Genomic DNA, 18288 nt, shown 5'->3' with positions numbered 1-18288 from the left:
CTCAGGTGAAGCGGCCGGGCTGGTTCACCGTGGGGGACACGTCGAGGCCGACCACCATCATGGTGCAGGGTTCGTCGCCCACGGTGCCGGAGAGATGTCCCTTGCGGCCGTCATGCGCCACGGTGTTCTGATCTTCGCCGAACATGAGGTCGCCCGGCCCCATCTCGACCCGGTGCCCGTCCATGGTCTCGACGAACCAGCGCCCCGTCAGGACGGCGATCCACTGGGGCTTCGGGTTCTCGTGCCATTCGCCGACCCAGCCGACGGGGAGCACCGTGAAGGTGACGCCCGCCTTGGTCGGGTCCTGCTTGTCGTTCCATTGCGGCGCCACATCCGGGCCGACACCCTGGAACCGGAAGTTCGAGAGGCTGACCCGCTCCTGGCGGCTGATCCCCTCCGGATCGGTGAAGACGTGCCAATAGGGCATGGTCGGCGTCGTTCCGGTCATGGCGGGTTTCCTGTCTCAGGGTCGGGCTGGTGCGGCCGGCATACGGCTCTCCGCCGCTTGCGGGCCGCTCGAGAAGGGATGGTGCGCGACCTGCGAGGCCGGGGCGTAGCCGCCGCCGATCACCACGAGCAGCAGACCGCCGACGAGGCCGAAATTCTTGAAGAAGTCCCAGAAATGGGCGCGCCCTTCGCCGTCCCGCGACCAGAAGCCGGGGAACTCCCAGAAGCGGTGGAACAGCACGGCCGTCACGCCGCAGAAGCCGGCGAGTAGAAAGGCGCCGGCCCGGTCGTACCAGCCGGTCACGATCATCACCGGCGTCATCGTCTCGACGAGGATGCCGAGCACGAGGAGCAGCGCCGGAAACGGCAGGGGGCCGGAGGCGGCCTGGGACAATGCCTCGTCCCAGTGAACCACCTTGTCGTAAGCGCTCAGGGGAAACATGCAGACGAGGCAGATCTTGGCGAGCAGCGGCACCGCCACGAGATCGAGCCAGGTCATCGGCCGGTATCCGCTGCGTCGGACGCAGGGTTCGCAGCGAACGCAGCGATCATCGGAGCCTCGTGCGGTGTTGCAGGGCACGAGCGTGTCCCACCCGCTTCCAACGCCACTCCGTCCGTACGGTTGCGCCCACGCGCGGCATTGTGTGCACCGCAGCGCGGAACGGGGCGGACGGGTTCACGTTGGCCGTCTCGAACGTCCGGCGGATCGTTCGGCACGGCTGCCCAGCCCAGGATCGACCCATGTCCCAGGATCGTTACGACGTCATCGTCATCGGCAGTGGTCCCGGCGGCGGCTCCCTCACGGCGGCCCTGGCGCCGACGGGAAAACGCATCCTCCTCCTCGAGCGCGGCGACTACCTGCCTCGCTCGCAGGCGAACTGGAGCGCCAAGACCGTGTTCGTGGACGGTGCCTATCAGGCCAAGGAAACGTGGTACGGCGGCGATGGGCGGGCCTTCAGTCCGGCACTGCACTACTACGTGGGCGGCAACTCGAAGGTGTACGGCGCAGCCCTCCTCAGGATGCGCGAGCGCGATTTCGAGGCCGTGCGCCACGTCGATGGTGTCTCACCGGCCTGGCCGCTCGGCTACGACGTGTTCGAGCCGTACTACACCCGGGCCGAGCGCCTGTTCGCCGTCCATGGCAACCGGGGCGAGGACCCGGGGGAGCCCTGGGCGAGCGCACCCTACGATCACCCCGCCGTCTCCCACGAGCCGCGCATCCAGCGGCTTTCGGACGACTGGGCCCGGCACGGCCTGCACCCATTCCACCTACCGCTGGGCATCAGGCTCGACGAGCGGAACGGCCGGCCGACCCCGACGAGCACCTGCATCCGCTGCGACGCCTTCGACGGGTTCCCCTGCCTTCTCAACGGCAAGGCCGACGCTCAGGTGATGACCGTCGATCCGACGCTGGCCGCGTACCCGAACGTCACCCTCCTCACCAACGCCTACGTGTCGCGTCTCGAAACCGATGCGTCGGGCCGCCGGGTGACCTCCGTCCGCGTCACCCGAAGCGGCGAAGAGGAGCGCTACAGCGCCGACATCGTCGTGGTGGCGTGCGGGGCCCTGTCGTCGGCCCTGCTGCTCCTGCGCTCGCATTCCGACGCGCATCCGAACGGTCTCGCCAACGGATCGGATCAGGTCGGGCGCAACTACATGCGCCACAACATGTCGGTGCTGATGGCACTGTCGAAGGAGCCCAACGACACGGTCTTCCAGAAAACGCTGGCGGTGTCGGACTACTACTTCGAATCGAAGGCCTGGGAGTATCCGATGGGTCTGATCCAGATGTGCGCCAAGACGCATCCCGATCAGATCCGCGGCGAGGAATTCCCGAAATGGACGGGCTTCCTGCCCGAGGCGCCCTTCGCCATGGTGGCGCGCCATTCCATGGACTTCTGGCTCCAGAGCGAGGACCTGCCGCACCCCGACAACCGGGTGAGCCTCGGAGCGGACGGTCGGGTGATCCTCGACGTGACGGAGACCAACCGCGAAGCCCACGACCGCCTGCGCGACACCCTGGAGGGCCTGCTCCAACCGGCCGGTGCCTACACCTACCTGTTCGAGCGCTCGCTCTACCTCGGCAAGAACATTCCCCTGAGCGGCACCGCCCATCAGGCCGGGACCCTGCGCTTCGGCACCGATCCTCAAACCTCGGTGCTGAACCTCGATTGCCGGGCGCACGAGGTCGACAATCTCTACGTCACCGATGCGAGCTTCTTCCCGTCCATCGGCGCGGTGAACCCGACCCTCACCATCGTGGCGAACGCGCTCCGGGTGGCGGCGCACCTTGAGGAACGTCTGGGCTGAAAGCGGAAGCGCCCGGGGCGAACCCCGGGCGCTTCTCCGCGTCGTAAGCCGGTCCGGGCGCTCAGGCGGCCCGGACGGTGGCGAGGAATCCGTCCACTTCGGCCCGCAGGCTCTCGGACTGGCGCGATAGATCGGCGGAGGCGCGCTGGACCTGTGCGGCGGAGGCGCCCGCTTCCTCGGCGGAGGTCGCCACCGCGGCGATGTCCTGCGTCATAGCCCCCGTGCCGGCCGAGGCCTGCCCCATGTTGCGGACGATCTCCTGGGTGGTCACGCCCTGTTCCTCGACGGCCGCCGCGATGCTGCCCGTGACCTGGCTCATCCCCTCGATGCGTCCGACGATGCCCTGGATCGCGCCGGCGGCCTCCCCGGTGGCAGCCTGGATCGCCTCCACCTGCTGGCCGATCTCCGTGGTGGCGCGCGCGGTCTGCTCCGCCAGATTCTTGACCTCCGCGGCGACCACGGCGAAGCCGCGGCCGGCCTCGCCGGCGCGTGCCGCCTCGATGGTGGCGTTCAGGGCCAGCAGGTTGGTCTGCCCGGCGATCTGGGAGACCATCCCGACGACGTCGCCGATGCGCGCGGCGGCCGTCGAGAGCCGGCGCATGGTGTCGGCGGTGCGGCCCGCCTCGTCCACGGCCTTGCGCGACATGTCGGCGGCCTGCTCGACTTGGCGGCCGATCTCGCCGACGGTCGCACCGAGCTCCTCCGCCGCCGTCGCGACGGCGTTGACGTTCCCGGCCGTCTCGTTGGCGGTCGCCGCGACGGTGACGGAGCGCTGCGCGGTTCCGGCCACGGCGGTGATCATGCTGTCCGACGCGGCATTGAGGCCGGAAGCCGCCTGCGACACCGTCTCGACGATCCGTCCCACGGAGCGCTCGAAGCCGTCGGCGAGCTCGGCCAGCAGCGCGCGGCGATCGGTCTCCTCCCGCATCCGCGCGGCGGCGGTGGTCTCGAGCTGGCGGGCGGCGTCCTCCAGGGAGATGTCGCGGATGGTGACGACGGCCCGGGCGATGCCGCCGATCTCGTCGGCGCGTCCGCTGCCCGGCACGTCGGCCAGGGTTTCGCGGCGGGCGAGGGCGTCGAGGGCACGGGTGAGGGCGCCGAGGGGACGGACGATGCCCCGGGCGAACAGGAGACCGAGGAGGGCGGTGAGCACCAGGACGCCGAGGGCGGTCAGCGCGAGGGCGCGTGTGAGGGTGCCGACGGCGCCGAGGATCTCGGTGTCGGATTGCGCCGCGACCAGGGTCCAGGGGGCACCCATCACCGAAACCCGCGCCGTTGCCGCCATCCGGTCACCGTCGGCGGTGGCATAGGTGAAGGGACGGTCAGTGTTGAGGAGGGCGGGGCTCAGGCCGAGACCGGCCGCTTCCATTCCAGCCGATATCTTGCCAGCCGATATCTTGCCAGCCGAGACCTTGCCGGCCGATCCGGCGCCCGCTTGGGCGATACCCAGGGGCGGGTTGCTGCGCAGGCGCCCGTCGGTGCCGACCGCCACGACCTCTCCGGTGTCGCCGAGACCGCCGCGGTCGGACAGGGTCCGGTCGAACAGGGCAGGCGTGACGCGCATCACCACGAAGCCCATGCGGGTCGCCGCCTGGCCCGTGCCCATGGCGACGTTGGCCCGGCGCGTGATGGATTGCCCGAGAAACGCCGACGGTCCGGCTTCGGCCGGATAGGCGGCGAAATCCTCGTAGAGCGTCGCCGTCGCATCCGCGCCCTTCAGGCGTTCGATCAGGCGGGCGAGCCCGGTCTTGGCGAGGTCGGCTTCGGACAGGGCATGGGCGAAGTCGGCACCCTTCGTGGTGGTGTAGACGATGCGCCCGTCCTCCGAGACGAAGATCAGGTCGGCGTAGCCGCGCCGCTCGATGAGCTTGCGCGCCACCTCCTGCACCTTGGCGTGCCGGCGCGCGTACATCGTGCCCGCCGCTTCGGCATTCAGGCGATCCTCGAGCTTGGTCGGGGACGTGTAGGCCTGCACGACGGCGGCGAACTCGGCCTTCGCCGGATCGAGGGCTTCGACGAGATCCGTGAAGTTGCCGCCGACCTGCGGATTGGCCGCCGTAGTGGCGAGATCGCCGGCCGCGCGCTCGGCGACGAGTTCGATCCCGATCTTGCGCGCCGTCGCGGCGAGCTGGAGCCGGTCCTGCGCCCCTTCCATGAGGCCGGAGCGAGCGAAGTACCAGCTCAGCCCGCCCATCGCCGTGGCGCTGACGAGGGCGAGCCCGACCGTGATGGCCGGCAGGCGGATCTTGAGGCTGGAATAGGCGGACATTCGGGGGGCACCGGGGCGAGAACGCCTCGGTTTACCGGGCAATTTCTAAGGAAGACTTATCCCCGTCCTATGCCGGCAGCTAAAATCTATTGAGTTCGAATCATAACTCGATCACATCTGCCCTGCGAGATAAAATGCTTCCCACTACTGATCTGCGATAGAATTTCGTCGGTGTCCGACGTGGGACCGTACCCCGATGGCTCGATAGCCTGAACGTCTCCGCAACCGGACGAGGCATCTACCCGCTCATGTGTGGTCGTCGAGGAACATCCGGTAGGCGGGGTTATCGGTCTCGTCGATGCATGGATAGCCCAGGGCCGCGATGGCCGCGTCGAAGCGAGCCCGTTCGGTCGGCGGCACATCGATCCCGGCGAGTACTCGGCCGTAATCGGCACCGTGGTTGCGGTAGTGGAACAGGGTGATGGCGAAGCCCTCGCCGAGACCGTCGAGAAACTTCATCAGGGCGCCCGGGCGCTCGGGGAACTGGAAGCGATAGAGCCGCTCGTCGGAAAGTCCGGTCGCCCGGCCGCCGACCATGTAGCGGATATGGACCTTGGCCATCTCGTTGTCGCTCATATCGAGGGCTCGGTAGCCGGCCGCCGAGAGCTCCGCGATGAGCGCGCGCTTCTCGACCGCGCCGCCAGGCAAGTTGATGCCGACGAAGATCTGCGCCTCGCTGCCGCGCGCATAGCGATAATTGAACTCCGTGATGGCGCGCGGACCGAGGGTTCCGATGAAGGCGCGGTAAGCGCCCTGCCGCTCGGGAATCGTCACGCCGAGCAAGACTTCGCGCTGTTCGCCGATCTCGGCGCGCTCGGCGATGTGGCGCAGGCGGTCGAAGTTGAGATTGGCACCGCTTGAGATCGCCACCAGGGTGCCGGTCCCGGCGCCCTCGCGCGCCGCGTAGGCCTTGGCCCCGGCCAGTGCGAGCGCGCCCGAGGGTTCGGAGATCGCACGGGTGTCGTCGAAGATGTCCTTCACCGCCGCGCACATGGCATCGGTGTCGACGGTGATGACGCCGTCGAGGTGTTCGCGGCAGAGGCGGAACGTTTCCTCGCCGGCCTGGCGCACGGCGACGCCGTCGGCGAATAGGCCGACGGTTGGCAGCATCACGCGTTCGTTCGCCGCGAGCGCCGCCGCCATGCAGGCGGCGTCGTCCGGCTCGACGCCGATCACCTTGGTCTCGGGCCGCAGGTATTTCACGAAGGTGGCGATTCCGGCGGCCAATCCACCGCCCCCGATGGGGACGAAGATCGCCTCGATGGGCCCGGAATGCTGGGTCAGGATCTCCATGCCGATGGTGCCCTGGCCGGCGATCACGTCGGGATCGTCGAACGGGTGCAGGAAGGTCAGGCCTTGCGCCACCTCCAGTTCACGGGCGTGGCCGAGGGCTTCGTCGAAGGCGTCGCCGAACAGGATCACTTCGGCGCCGCGCGCCCGGCAGGCATCGACCTTGATGGCCGGCGTGGTGCGCGGCATCACGATGACGGCCCGCACGTTCAGCCGCGCGGCGGCGAGCGCCACACCCTGCGCGTGGTTGCCGGCGGACGCGCAGACGACGCCGCGCGCCAGCACCTCGGCCGAGAGGCCCGACATCTTGTTGTAGGCCCCGCGCAGCTTGAACGAGAACACCGGCTGCAGGTCCTCGCGTTTGAGGAGGACCGGGCGCCCGAGGCGCGCGGACATGCGCGGCATCGGGTCGAGGGGGCTCTCGACGGCGACGTCGTAGACGCGGGCGGTGAGGATCTTTCGGATGTAGTCGGTCAAGGAGACGGGTGTCCGATTCGGGTGGGCGACGGTTCGGTTACCCGCACATAGGTCCGGCGCACGAAAGACGCGAGGCCGCTTCGCTGATCGGACGCCGGCCACCGTGCGGCTTACGGCTGCGCGTCGGCTCAGCTCACCCGCTCGAACAAGGCGGCGAGCCAGACGAGGGCCGCGACGGCCTGGGCCAGGAAAGCCCCGGCGGAGGCCAGATCCTTGACGATGCCGATCTTGGGGTGATGGCCGGGGTGGAGATGGTCGCAGAGCTTTTCGATGGCGGTGTTGAGGAACTCCGCCGCCAGCATGAGCAGGAGGCTCGCCACGAGAGCGACGCGGACCCAGAGGCTGGCGCCGACGAGGAACGCCAGTGGCAAACCCAGGAGCAGCAGGGCGAGTTCGAGGCGCACCGCCCGCTCCGTGCGGGCGCCGTGGGCGAGGCCGCGCCAGGAATTGAGGAAGGCGACGAGCAGCGCGCGCATGGTCAGGCCTTTGGAGCGCCCGCCGGAGCACCTTTGGCGATCCACTTGGCGAGCAGCGGTCCGGTGATCAGCACCACGAAAAGCCGCAGGGTCTGCACCGCGAGCACGAACGACACGTCCGCCTTCGAGCCCACCGCGATGATCGCCACCGAATCGAGGCCGCCGGGACTCGTGGCGAGGTAGGCGGTCAGGAAGTCGATGGGTAGGATTTGGGTGAGGCCGTAGGCCCAGACGGCGCAGAGCGCGATGACCGCGACGGTGGCGATGAGGATTCCGGGCAGGGCCGTCACCGTCTCCCGCAAGGTCTCCCGGCGGAAGCGCAGGCCGACGTACCAGCCGATGGTCGCGTAGGCGAGGTCGAGGAGCGGGATCGGCAGCGCCATGCCGACGAGTCCGGCGGCGTGGAGCGCGGATCCGAGGAGCATCGGTCCGATCAGGGCGGCGGCCGGCAGGCGCAGGAGGTGTGCGAGGGCAAAGCCCACGGCCGCCACCGTCAGGGTCACCAGGACGGTCAGCGGCGGTGTCGTGCCGGCGGCCGGTGCGGCCGGCGCTGCGACATCGGTGAGGAGGCGTGCGACCGCGGAGGCCGACAGCACCACCACGACGACCCGGACATATTGCATGAAGGCGACGAGGCGCGGATCGGCGCCGTACTCCTCCGACATCGCCACCATGGCGGCGGCTCCCCCTGGGGAGGAGCCCCAGGCGGCGGTGGTGCCGGGCAGGATGCGCAGGCGCGTCAGGGTCCAGCCGACGACGGCGCCCGCCACCACGGTGACGAGGACCACGGCGAGGATGATCCACCCGTCTTCCGTGATGGTGGCGACGATCTCGGCGGTGACGGCTTTTGCGACGAGGCAACCGATCATCGCCTGTGCGGCGAGGAAGCCGGGCTTCGGAACGCCGAGCCCGGCGCCGCCGACGCCGAACGCGATGGCGGCCAGCATCGGCCCGAGCAGGAGGGCGGCGGGAAAATGCCCCAGCGTCAGGCCGTACGCGAGGGCGCCCGAGGCCGCGACGAGCGCCACCCAGAGGCCGAGGGACCGGAAGAACTGCACAGCGGGAGCCGGGAGGCGAGAGCGGGGGAGGGAGGGCCGTAGGGGAGATCTGGCGCGCTACACCGGATCGGAGACGCTGTCACGACGGGCCGATGCGGGTGCCGAAGCCCCGTCGTCGCGGCAGGCGGTGGTACCGGCCGGTGCGTGCGCGCGGAAGAAGGCGGCGAGGTGCGCGAGGCCGGCGCCGCGCGGATCGCTGGCACGCCAGGCGAGAGCGACGGTACGGCCGGGACCGTCGACGTCGAAGCCCCGCGTCACGGTAAGGCCGCTCGGATCGGGCGCCGCCGGCACGGCGAGGGCCGGCAGCAGGGTGTAGCCGGCCCCCGCCGCCACCATGGAGCGCAGGGTCTCCAGACTCGTGGCGTGGCGGCCGGCCGCACTGCCGGCGCCGCAGGCCGCCACGGTCTGGTCGCGCAGGCAATTGCCTTCATCGAGGAGAAGAAGGTCCGGCCCGGCGATGTCGCGGGCCCGCAGGGCGCCGCCGCGGGCCAGGGGATGCTCGGCCGGGCAGGCGAGCAGGAACGGCTCGATGAACAGCGGCGAGATCGTCAGCCCTGACGACGGCACCGGCAGGGACAGCAGGGCGGCGTCGATGCGCCCGTCGCGCAACCCTTCCAGAATTTCCGCCGTGCGCGCTTCGCTCAGCGCCAGGGCCAGCAGCGGGAATTCCTGGCGCAGGCTGCGCAGGACAAGGGGAAAAAGGTAGGGGCCGAGCGTCTGGATGGCAGCGAGCACGAGGCGGCCGGTGAGCGGCGCGCCGCGTCCCTCGCTCGCCAGCACCAGCAGGCGCTGCGCCTCGGCCAGCACCGTGCGGGCCTGCCGGACGATGCCTTGGCCGGCGGGGGTGAGCATCACCCGGCGGTTGCCGCGCTCGAACAGGACGAGGCCCAGGGATTCCTCGAGCTTGCGCACCTGCACGCTCAGGGTCGGCTGGCTGACGTTGCAGCGCTCGGCGGCGCGACCGAAATGCGTCTCCTCGGCGACGGCCACGACATACTCGAGGTCGCGCAGGGACAATCCAGACAGGTTCATAGGCTGCATCTATCAGAACGTTTGCCACGATGCATTGGCCAAACGATCCACGGGGGTCCATAAGCTGGTCTCAGAACAATTCCAGGGTCGATGGCGTTCGCGAGCCACGGTGCTCCGAACCCATCCCCCGGTCCGATTCAACCATTTGGAGAGAGCACCGCATGAGCGATCAGCGCCCGATTCTGACCACCCGTCAGGGCCACCCGGTTCGCGACAACCAGAGCACCCGCACGGTGGGCGAGCGCGGTCCGGCGACCCTCGAGAACTACCAGTTCATCGAGAAGATCACGCATTTCGACCGCGAGCGCATTCCGGAGCGCGTGGTGCACGCTCGCGGTGCGGGCGCCCACGGCTACTTCGAGGCTTACGGCAAGATCGGCAACGAGCCGGCCTCGAAGTACACCCGCGCCCGCGTGCTCAACGAGACCGGCGTGAAGACGCCGATGTTCGTGCGCTTCTCCACCGTCGCGGGCGCCAAGGAGTCGCCTGAGACCGAGCGCGACCCGCGCGGCTTCGCGGTGAAGTTCAAGACCGTCGACGGCAATTGGGATCTCGTCGGCAACAACCTCAAGGTCTTCTTCATCCGCGACGCGATCAAGTTCCCCGACATGATCCACGCGTTCAAACCGGACCCGGTGACGAACCGCCAGGAGGCGTGGCGCTTCTTCGACTTCGTGGCCCAGCACCCCGAAGCCATCCACATGGTCACCCACCTGAAGTCGCCATGGGGCATCCCGGCCAACTATCGGGAGATGGAAGGCTCGGGCGTCAACACCTACAAGCTCGTCAACGACCAGGGCGAGGCGGTGCTGTGCAAGTTCCATTGGGAGCCCAAGCAGGGCATCCGCAACCTGACTTCGGCCCAAGCCTCCGAGATTCAGGCCAAGGATGTCGGCCACGCCACCCGCGACCTCTACGACAACATTTCCAAGGGCAACTTCCCCGAGTGGGAATTCTGCGTGCAGATCATGCCCGACGGCCCGAACGACCACCTGTCGTTCGATCCCCTGGACGACACCAAGCTGTGGCCGGTGGAAGACTTCCCGTTGCTGCCGGTGGGCCGCATGGTGCTCGACCGCGTGCCCGACAACTTCTTCGCGGAAGTCGAGCAGTCGGCCTTCGGCACGGGCGTGCTCGTCGACGGTATCGACTTCTCGGACGACAAGATGCTCCAGGGCCGGACGCTGTCCTACTCGGACACGCAGCGTTACCGCGTCGGCGCCAACTACCTCCAGCTGCCGATCAACGCGCCGCAGCCCGGCGTGAAGGTCTATTCGAACCAGCGCGACGGCCAGATGACCTATGGGGTCGACGGCCATGGCCAGAACCGCCACATCAACTACGAGCCCTCGACCATCGGTGAGGGCCTCGCCGAAGCGCCCAAGCCCGCCAAGGACTACCACCAGCCGGTGGAGGGCCAGCTCGGCCGCTTCCAGACCTCGCGCACCGAGGACGACTACACGCAGGCCGGCGTGCGCTACCGTTCGTTCCAGGATTGGGAGCGCGACGACCTCATCGCCAACCTCGTCGGCGACATGAAGCAGTGCCCCGAGGCGATCCAGCTGCGGATGGTCTGGCACTTCTCTCACGCGGATGCGGATTACGGCCGCCGCGTCGCCGAGGGGGCGGGCATCGATCTGGCGAAGGCCCTGGCCCTGCCGCCGCTTCCGGGCCGCGCCGCTCCGGGCAAGCGCCTCCAGGCCGAGACCTACACGGACGGCAGCGAAGCCCACCGCGTCGCCGCCGAGTAAGCCTCAGGCGCCGTAGACCGGCGTCACCGGAACCCCAGCCCCGCACGGCCCCCCGGCCGTGCGGGGTTTTTCGTTGGTCCGAGGGATCGTCGGCGGCTGTCCCGCCGCAGGGGGCGGCGTCTCATACCGGTTGATCGCTTCGCGATGCGGATTTGGGCTTCGCTCAAGCGCCGCGCGGGTCCGGCACGCCGACGGTCCGGTTCTGCCCGGCCCAGAAGCTGCAGATCAGTGCGCCCCCGGCGATGAGACAGAACAGGGTGACGGAGGCGCCCCAGCCGCCGGTGAGGTCGTGGGCGAGGCCGAAGCCGAGGGGGCCGAGGGACGCTAGGGTGTAGCCGACGCTCTGGGACATGGCGGCGAGATCCGCCGCGCCGGCCGTGTCGCGGGCACGCAGGACGATGAGGGTGAGGCCGAGGCCGAACAGGCCACCGAGGGCGCCGCCCAGCAGCATACCGAACGGCAGAGCGAGACCGAGGGGCCCGAAGACCAGGCCCAGGATGGTCACCACGGCGAGGCCCAGCAACAGCATGGCGAACAGGCGCTGGTCCTTTGCCCGCGCGGCGAGGGACGGCACGACGAGGGCGAAGGGCGCCTGCCCGATGCTCATGAGGGACGCGACGTAGCCGGCCTCCATGGCGCTGAGGCCTCGGTCGTGCAGCACCACCGGCAGCCAGCCGAACATGATGTAGGCGAGCGACGATTGCAGTCCCATGAACCCGGTCACCTGCCAGGCGAGCCGGTCCCGCCACAGGGGGCGCCGCCGCACGGCGCGTTCGGCCGGGTCGGGCGCGCGGGCGAAGGGGAGCCACGCCAGGGTGGCGACCAGGGCCGGGACGCTCCAGAGGCCGAGGGCCGTGGACCAGTTTCCGGCGGCCTGCGTCAGGGGCACGCTGAAGCCCGCCCCGGCGGCGGCCCCGAGACACAGGACCATGGTGTAGAGCCCGGTGACGCGGCCGACCTGGGTGGGGAACTCGCGCTTCACGAGCCCCGGCAGCAGGACGCCCGACAGGCCGATCCCGAGGGCGGCGAGGCAGGCGCCGGCAAAGAGCGGTCCCAATCCGCCAAAGCCCCGGAGCCCCGAACCGAGGGTGACGATGGCGACGGCGAGCAGGACGCCGCGATCGGCGCCGAGTCGGCGGATCACGAGGGGGCCCAGCACGCAGGCGAGGCCGATGCACAGCACCGGCAGGGTGTTGAGGAGGGCCGCACCCCGGGTCCCGAGCCCGGTCGCCGCCTGGATCGTCTCGATGAGCGGCCCGACGGTGGTCAGGGCCGGGCGCATGTTGAACGCGACGAGCAGGATGCCGGCGCCGAGGAGGAGGGGACGCGCCGCCGACACCGGCCGGCTCACGCCGACCGCCGTCGCGCCGTGAGCGCCAGGATGAGGGTGAGGCCGAGCAGGATCGCGAAGGGAGCGTCGCCGAAGCGGGCGTAGGGGGTACGATCGGCGAGCCGCACGGGGAGATCGGCGTCGAGGACGCCCTCGACCCCGACGGGCAGGCTCGCGACGATCCGGCCATGGGCGTCGACCACGGCCGAGATGCCGGTGTTGGCGTCGCGCACCAGGGGCAGGCCTTCCTCGACGGCGCGCAGGCGCGCCTGGGCGAAGTGCTGGCGCGGGCCGGGCGTGTCGCCGAACCAGGCATCGTTGGTGAGGTTGAGGATCAGGCCCGGCACCGGCGGCGGTCCGCTCGGACCCGCTTCCGGCACGATGGCGCCGGGGAAGATCGCCTCGTAGCAGATGGTGGCGGCGATGGGCGGCAATCCCGGTACCGACAGGATGCGCTGACGGGCTCGGTCACCGGCGGTGAACCCGCCGGGAATCGACACGAACTGACGGATGTGCAGGGCCCGCAGGAATGCGTCGAGGGGGCCCGGCAGATACTCGCCGAAGGGGACGAGGTGAACCTTGTCGTAGACCTCACCGAGTTTCGGCCCGGCCGCGAGGGTGAGGATCGCGTTGAAGAAGTGCGGGCGCTCGCCCGGGAGCGATGTGTCGGCCCGGGCCGCGCCCGTGATCAGCTGCTTGCCCGGCGGCAGGGCGGCGGCGATGCGGGCCAGGGCCGCCGGGTCGCGCTGGATCAGGAACGGAAACGCCGATTCCGGCCAGATCACGTGGGTGACGTCGGACAGGCCCGACCGGTCCGGGGCGGCGGCCCGGTCGCTGAGCTCGATGTAGCGGTCGAGGATGTCTTCGCGGTTCTCGGGGCGGAACTTGGCGTCCTGGTTCAGGTTCGGCTGGACGAGGCGCAGCCGGATGCCCGCCACGGTGGCGTCGGGCCCTGCCGGCAGGCGCGCCGCGCCGAGGAGCGCCATGGACCCGAGTACGATGCCCGCCAGAACGGTCGGCACCAAACGGGCGGACGGGGACGCGCCCGTCGCGAGGGTCGCGGGAGCGGCGGCGATCAGGACCGCCAGGAGGGTGAGGCCGTAGAGGCCGATTCCGGCCGCACTCTGCATCAGCCAGAGGTTCTGGCCGAGCGCCATCCCGAGGGTGTTCCACGGGAAACCCGTGAACAGGTGGCCGCGCAGCCACTCGCAGGCGGCGAGCCCGAAGGCGAGGGCGAGGACGCGCCCCGCGCCAGGCGACCAGACGAGGCGGGCCAGGGCGAACCCGAACCCGTAGAACACGCCCAGCACCGCCGGCAGGCCGATCACTCCGAGGGGCAGGGCCCAGGCGAATTCCTCCGCTTCCACCAGGAAGGCCGAGCCGAGCCACCACAGGCCGGCCGTGAGATAGCCGAACCCCCAGGCCCAGCCGATGAGGCCGGCGGTCCGCAGGGTATGCCAGGCGCGGCGGCCCGTGGGAGCGCCGTCGAGGAGCCAGACGGCCACCGACAGAGCGACGGCGAGGGCCGGAAGGGCGCCGAAGGGCGGCATCGCCAGGGCCCCGAACGCCCCGGCGCAATAGGCAACGAGCAGCCGGCGCCACCCCGCGCTCAGCATCACCCATTGGGCGAGGAGGGCGAGGGGGCCGGGCGCCGGCATGGCGTCGGCGCGGCCAAGAGTCATCGAACGACCGTCGCCGTCACGATGCGGGGGCTTCGAGGCTCGGATTGGGTGCGGGCGGCGGCAGCGCCAACGGCACCACCGACGCGATCTGCGCATCGCTGCGCTTGAGACGCAGGCGCTTCACCCGCCGTGGATCCGCGTCGAGTACCTCGAATTCGAGGTCGCCCGGGCCGGCGATGAGTTCGCCGCGCGAGGGCACGCGTCCGGCGAGGGTCACGATGAGGCCCCCGATGGTGTCGATCTCCTCCGCCATCTCGCCGACCGCCGCGACGAGGTCGACGCCGCTCGCCTCCGACACCTCGGCGAGGCCCGCACGGGCGTCGGCCACGAAGACGTCGCCTTCGCCCTCGACGCGCTGCACGAGGCGGCCTTCGGCGACGTCGTGCTCGTCCTCGATGTCGCCCACCACCATCTCGACGAGATCCTCGATGGAGATGAGGCCGTCCGTGCCACCGTACTCGTCGATGACCAGCGCCATGTGGGTGCGGGTCGCCTGCATCCGCACGAGGAGGTCAATGGCCGGCATGGAGGGCGGCACGAACAGGACCGGACGCTGGATCCGGGTGGAGGCGAGGGTCGCCGAAAGATCGACGCTGGCGAGGTTGAGAGTGCGCAACGCGCGGGCACCCCGGCGGGGCCGCGGGACCGGTGTTTCGTCCGAAGGCTCGGCGGGGGAGGACTCGACGGGGGTCGCGCCCGGCCGCCGATGGCCGACCTCCGCGCGGGCGGCGATATGCTCGACGAAGTCGCGGATGTGGACCATGCCCTTCGGGTCGTCGAGGGTCTCGCCGTAGACGGGCAGGCGTGAATGCCCGGCCGTGCGGAACAGCTTGAGCAATTCGCCGAGACTCGTGTCCATGGACACGGCGACGATGTCGATGCGGGGGATCATCACGTCGTCCACCCGCACCTTGTGCAGGCCGAGCACGTTCTTGAGCATGGCGCGCTCGATGGGCGAGAAGGCGTTCTCGCCCGAATCGGGTTCAGCCAGCCGGTCCTCGATATCGTCGCGCAACGAATCGCGCGGCCGGAGGTGGAAGACGTGCAGCAGACGGTCGTACCAGGGCTCGCGGGGGTGAGCCTCACCGTCGTTCGCGCTGGGCGCGGCCTGGGCCGCGCCGCGACTTCGATCGTTCGTCATGTCTCTCTGATCTGGGATGACGGGCGTTGCTGCCGCTCAATCGGCGTAGGGATCGGGCATGCCGAGGGTGGCGAGGGCCGCGATTTCGAGCGCCTCCATGGCCTCGGCGTCCGCGTCGCCCGTCTCGTGGTCCTGACCGAGGAGGTGGAGGGTGCCATGGACAAGGAGGTGCGCGAGGTGGTGACTGAGCGGCTTCGATTGCTCGGCACTCTCGCGCAGCATCGTGTCATACGCAAGAACGACATCGCCGAGCGGCCGCGCCATTCCCGCATGGGGGGGCTGCGGGGGCGCAGGAAACGACAGGACGTTGGTGGGCTTGTCCTGTCCGCGCCAAGTCCGGTTCAGGGCCTGCACCGCAGCGTCGGTGGTGAGCAGGACGCTGACCTCCACCGCTTCCTTGGGGGAATCCGGTGCGATGGCGAGCCCGGCCTCCACGGCGCGGATCACGAACGATTCGAGGTCCGGCACCACGTCGTTCCAGCGTGCGTCCTCGACGGCGACGTCGATTTCGGTCTCGATCATGAATTGGGCCGGCGGCGCGGATTCGGGTTGCGGTCGGATTCGTGCTCGCCGTGGGCGGCCGATTCGTAGGCGGTGACGATGCGGCGCACGAGGTCGTGGCGTACCACGTCGACGTCGCGGAAGGTGACGCGACCGATGCCCTCGACGCCGTCCAGGATTTTCACCGCCTCGACGAGGCCCGAGCGTTGGCCCGGCGGCAGATCGACCTGGCTCGGATCACCCGTGATGATCATCCGGGAGTTCTCGCCGAGGCGCGTCAGGAACATCTTCATCTGCATGGAGGTGGTGTTCTGCGCCTCGTCGAGGAGCACCACGGCATTGGTGAGGGTGCGTCCGCGCATGAAGGCGAGCGGCGCGATCTCGATGATCCCGGTCTGAAGGCCACGGTCGACGTGGCGGGCTTCCATGAAATCGTAGAGCGCGTCGTAGATCGGGCGCAGGTACGGATCGACCTTGTCGCGCATGTCGCCGGGCAGGAAGCCGAGGCGCTCGCCGGCCTCGACGGCCGGGCGGGACAGGATGATGCGCTCCACGTGGCCCTGCTCCAGCAGCGAGACGGCGTGGCCGACGGCCAGCCAGGTCTTGCCGGTGCCGGCCGGGCCCTCGGCGAACACGAGTTCGCGGGTGCGCAGCAGCTTGATGTAGGCGTCCTGCGCCGTGTTGCGGGCGCGCACGGCGCCGCGCCGGCGGGTGGCGATCTGGTCGAAGACCGGCCGGTCGGGCTCGGCGCTGACCTCGGCCGCCGGGAACAGGGTACCCTGCTGCGTCGTCTCCTGGATCGCGCCGTCGACGTCGCCGAGCGTCAGGGCGGTCCCGCTGGCCCGGACGCGGGCATAGAGGCGCTCGAACACCTTGCGGGCGAGTTCCGCCGCCTCGGGCGAGCCCTTGATGACGAGGTGGTTGCCCAAAGCCGTGGCGGTGACGCCGAGGCGCCGCTCGAGATGGGCGACGTTCTGGTCGTACTGGCCGAAGACGAGGCTCGCGAGACGGTTGTCGTCGAAGGTCAGGGACGCCTCGAGGGATTCGACGATCTCGCCCGCCCGCGCCGCCGGGCCGCGCCCGCGCAAGGGGCCGATCCGTCCGATCCCGTCAGATGCTGCCACGCCGGTGTCCTTCGATGGTGATGCCACGGAACGGGGCCGCCACGCTCACGCCGCGACCGCCGCATCGGCGACGGTCTCGCCGAACAGGCTGTTGGAGCCGGCCCTGACGATCCGCACGGGCACGAGGGTGCCGATGGTGGATGTGGGCGCGTCGAACTGAACGGGTAGGAGGTGAGGCGTCTTGCCCGCCACCTGACCGGGGTGGCGCCCGGCCTTCTCCACGAGAACCTCGACCACGGCGCCGACATACGAGGCGTTGAAGGCGTGGCGCTGCGCATCGAGAAGGGTCTGCAGGGCGTGCAGACGGCGGGTCTTCACGTCCTCCGGCACCATGTCGTCCCACTCCGCCGCGGGCGTTCCGGGGCGCGGGCTGTACTTGAACGAGTAGGCGCTGGCGAAGCCGATGTCGGCGACGAGCCGCAGGGTCTCCTCGAACTCCGCCTCGGTCTCGCCGGGGAAGCCGACGATGAAATCCGACGACAGGGCGATGTCGGGCCGCACCGCCCGCATCTCGGCGATGCGGTCGCGGTAGCTCGCGGCCGTGTGCTTGCGGTTCATGGCCTTCAGCACCCGGTCGGAGCCCGACTGCACCGGCAGGTGCAGGAACGGCATCAGGGCCGGCAGGCTGCCATGGGCCGCCACGAGGTCGGACGTCATGTCGTTGGGGTGGCTGGTGGTGTAGCGCAGGCGTAAGATGCCGGGCAGCGACGCGATCTCGCGCATGAGGTCGGGCAGGGTGGCCGACCCGCCGTCGAGGCCGACGCCGTGATAGGCGTTCACGTTCTGGCCGATAAGGGTGATCTCGCGGGCGCCGCCCTGGAGCAACCGCTCCGCCTCGGCCCGGATCGCCGCCACGGAGCGCGAGACCTCGGCGCCGCGGGTGTAGGGCACCACGCAGAAGGCGCAGAACTTGTCGCAGCCCTCCTGCACCGTGAGGAAGGCCGTGACCCCGAGGGTGCGCCGCGCCGGCAGGTGGTCGAACTTGTCCTCGACGGGGAATTCTGTATCGACCACGCGCTTCGTGCGCGAGCGGGCGAGGAGATCGGGCAGGCGGTGATAGTTCTGCGGGCCGACCACCACGTCGACGCTCGGCGCGCGGGACAGGATCTCGGCCCCCTCGGCCTGGGCGACGCAGCCCGCCACCACGATGCGGGTGTCGTGTCCGGCGGCGGCGCGCTCGGTCTTGAGGACGCGCAGGCGTCCGAGTTCCGAATAGACCTTGTCGGCCGCCTTCTCACGGATGTGGCAGGTGTTGAGGATGACGACATCCGCCTCCTCCACCGTGTCGGTGGCGGTGTAGCCCTCGGCGCCGAGCACGTCCGCCATCCGGGTGGCATCGTAGGCGTTCATCTGGCAGCCGTAGGATTTGACGAAGGCTTTCTTCAACAGTCCGGTCCCGA

General features: G+C 69.9%; 15 protein-coding genes. 2 read left to right on the top strand and 13 right to left on the bottom strand.

Translation table 11 applies throughout. From position 1 onward, the window contains the following. Position 1 precedes the first annotated feature (1 nt). Together ASF25_RS09800 and ASF25_RS09795 are read right to left on the bottom strand one after the other, a co-directional pair. Entirely contained in the window at positions 2-448 is a 447-nt protein-coding gene (locus tag ASF25_RS09800) for a cupin domain-containing protein (RefSeq protein ID WP_056304473.1), read from the bottom strand. A gap of 15 nt (positions 449-463) precedes the next feature. Continuing rightward, complete coding sequence (locus ASF25_RS09795) at positions 464-946, bottom strand: DoxX family protein (RefSeq protein ID WP_056304472.1); 483 nt, start codon at positions 944-946, stop codon at positions 464-466. A gap of 242 nt (positions 947-1188) precedes the next feature. On the opposite strand from ASF25_RS09795, the gene ASF25_RS09790 reads away from it, so the two are divergent. Continuing rightward, the gene (locus ASF25_RS09790) at positions 1189-2757 is read left to right on the top strand and encodes a GMC family oxidoreductase (protein WP_056304471.1); all 1569 of its coding nucleotides are present in this window, start codon (positions 1189-1191) and stop codon (positions 2755-2757) included. Between the two features lie 61 nt (positions 2758-2818). Here ASF25_RS09790 and ASF25_RS09785 read toward each other — a convergent pair whose 3' ends face one another. The 5 genes from ASF25_RS09785 to ASF25_RS09765 all read right to left on the bottom strand — a co-directional run bounded on the left by ASF25_RS09785 (position 2819) and on the right by ASF25_RS09765 (position 9359). Continuing rightward, positions 2819-5026 carry a methyl-accepting chemotaxis protein gene (locus tag ASF25_RS09785; RefSeq protein WP_056170057.1) on the bottom strand — a complete coding sequence of 736 codons (2208 nt, stop codon included), beginning with the start codon at positions 5024-5026 and terminating at the stop codon, positions 2819-2821. A gap of 246 nt (positions 5027-5272) precedes the next feature. Beyond that, a complete protein-coding gene (gene ilvA / locus ASF25_RS09780) occupies positions 5273-6793 on the bottom strand; it encodes a threonine ammonia-lyase, biosynthetic (protein WP_056170052.1) in 1521 nt (506 codons plus the stop codon). Between the two features lie 128 nt (positions 6794-6921). Further along, positions 6922-7269, bottom strand: coding sequence for a diacylglycerol kinase (locus ASF25_RS09775; RefSeq protein ID WP_056304470.1), 348 nt, complete (start codon positions 7267-7269; stop codon positions 6922-6924). 2 nt (positions 7270-7271) lie between these two features. Next, a complete protein-coding gene (locus ASF25_RS09770) occupies positions 7272-8327 on the bottom strand; it encodes an AbrB family transcriptional regulator (protein WP_056260615.1) in 1056 nt (351 codons plus the stop codon). 57 nt (positions 8328-8384) lie between these two features. Continuing rightward, positions 8385-9359: a LysR substrate-binding domain-containing protein gene (locus tag ASF25_RS09765; protein ID WP_056170043.1), complete on the bottom strand. Its 975-nt coding sequence runs from the start codon at positions 9357-9359 to the stop codon at positions 8385-8387. Positions 9360-9520: 161 nt separating this feature from the next. Here ASF25_RS09765 and ASF25_RS09760 point away from each other — a divergent pair, with 161 nt between their 5' ends. Beyond that, entirely contained in the window at positions 9521-11110 is a 1590-nt protein-coding gene (locus ASF25_RS09760) for a catalase (RefSeq protein WP_056304469.1), read from the top strand. 163 nt (positions 11111-11273) lie between these two features. Here ASF25_RS09760 and ASF25_RS09755 read toward each other — a convergent pair whose 3' ends face one another. The 6 genes from ASF25_RS09755 to miaB all read right to left on the bottom strand — a co-directional run bounded on the left by ASF25_RS09755 (position 11274) and on the right by miaB (position 18274). Then, positions 11274-12461: an MFS transporter gene (locus tag ASF25_RS09755; RefSeq protein WP_056304468.1), complete on the bottom strand. Its 1188-nt coding sequence runs from the start codon at positions 12459-12461 to the stop codon at positions 11274-11276. Beyond that, positions 12458-14098 (bottom strand): apolipoprotein N-acyltransferase, encoded by a 1641-nt coding sequence (gene lnt, locus ASF25_RS09750; protein WP_082478905.1) that lies wholly within the window; start codon positions 14096-14098, stop codon positions 12458-12460. Before lnt ends, ASF25_RS09755 begins: the two co-directional genes overlap by 4 nt. A 40-nt stretch (positions 14099-14138) precedes the next feature. Continuing rightward, entirely contained in the window at positions 14139-15263 is a 1125-nt protein-coding gene (locus ASF25_RS09745; RefSeq protein ID WP_056260607.1) for a hemolysin family protein, read from the bottom strand. A gap of 36 nt (positions 15264-15299) precedes the next feature. Beyond that, the gene (ybeY, locus tag ASF25_RS09740) at positions 15300-15785 is read right to left on the bottom strand and encodes an rRNA maturation RNase YbeY (protein WP_056304466.1); all 486 of its coding nucleotides are present in this window, start codon (positions 15783-15785) and stop codon (positions 15300-15302) included. Next, complete coding sequence (locus ASF25_RS09735) at positions 15782-16852, bottom strand: PhoH family protein (protein ID WP_244472982.1); 1071 nt, start codon at positions 16850-16852, stop codon at positions 15782-15784. The genes ybeY and ASF25_RS09735 overlap by 4 nt, the downstream gene beginning before the upstream one ends. 81 nt (positions 16853-16933) lie before the next feature. Then, positions 16934-18274: a tRNA (N6-isopentenyl adenosine(37)-C2)-methylthiotransferase MiaB gene (miaB, locus tag ASF25_RS09730; RefSeq protein WP_056170025.1), complete on the bottom strand. Its 1341-nt coding sequence runs from the start codon at positions 18272-18274 to the stop codon at positions 16934-16936. Positions 18275-18288 lie beyond the last annotated feature (14 nt).

Source organism: Methylobacterium sp. Leaf100 (assembly GCF_001422845.1).
In the GTDB taxonomy this organism is placed as follows: domain Bacteria; phylum Pseudomonadota; class Alphaproteobacteria; order Rhizobiales; family Beijerinckiaceae; genus Methylobacterium.
This window is presented reverse-complemented; position numbering and strand designations above follow the sequence as displayed.

Coding starts and splice junctions, on each gene's coding strand:
- ASF25_RS09800 (WP_056304473.1), bottom strand. CDS start 448: ATGACCGGAACGACGCCGACCATGCCCTATTGGCACGTCTTCACCGAT.
- ASF25_RS09795 (WP_056304472.1), bottom strand. CDS start 946: ATGACCTGGCTCGATCTCGTGGCGGTGCCGCTGCTCGCCAAGATCTGC.
- ASF25_RS09790 (WP_056304471.1), top strand. CDS start 1,189: ATGTCCCAGGATCGTTACGACGTCATCGTCATCGGCAGTGGTCCCGGC.
- ASF25_RS09785 (WP_056170057.1), bottom strand. CDS start 5,026: ATGTCCGCCTATTCCAGCCTCAAGATCCGCCTGCCGGCCATCACGGTC.
- ASF25_RS09775 (WP_056304470.1), bottom strand. CDS start 7,269: ATGCGCGCGCTGCTCGTCGCCTTCCTCAATTCCTGGCGCGGCCTCGCC.
- ASF25_RS09765 (WP_056170043.1), bottom strand. CDS start 9,359: ATGAACCTGTCTGGATTGTCCCTGCGCGACCTCGAGTATGTCGTGGCC.
- ASF25_RS09760 (WP_056304469.1), top strand. CDS start 9,521: ATGAGCGATCAGCGCCCGATTCTGACCACCCGTCAGGGCCACCCGGTT.
- lnt (WP_082478905.1), bottom strand. CDS start 14,098: ATGCCGGCGCCCGGCCCCCTCGCCCTCCTCGCCCAATGGGTGATGCTG.
- ASF25_RS09745 (WP_056260607.1), bottom strand. CDS start 15,263: ATGACGAACGATCGAAGTCGCGGCGCGGCCCAGGCCGCGCCCAGCGCG.
- ybeY (WP_056304466.1), bottom strand. CDS start 15,785: ATGATCGAGACCGAAATCGACGTCGCCGTCGAGGACGCACGCTGGAAC.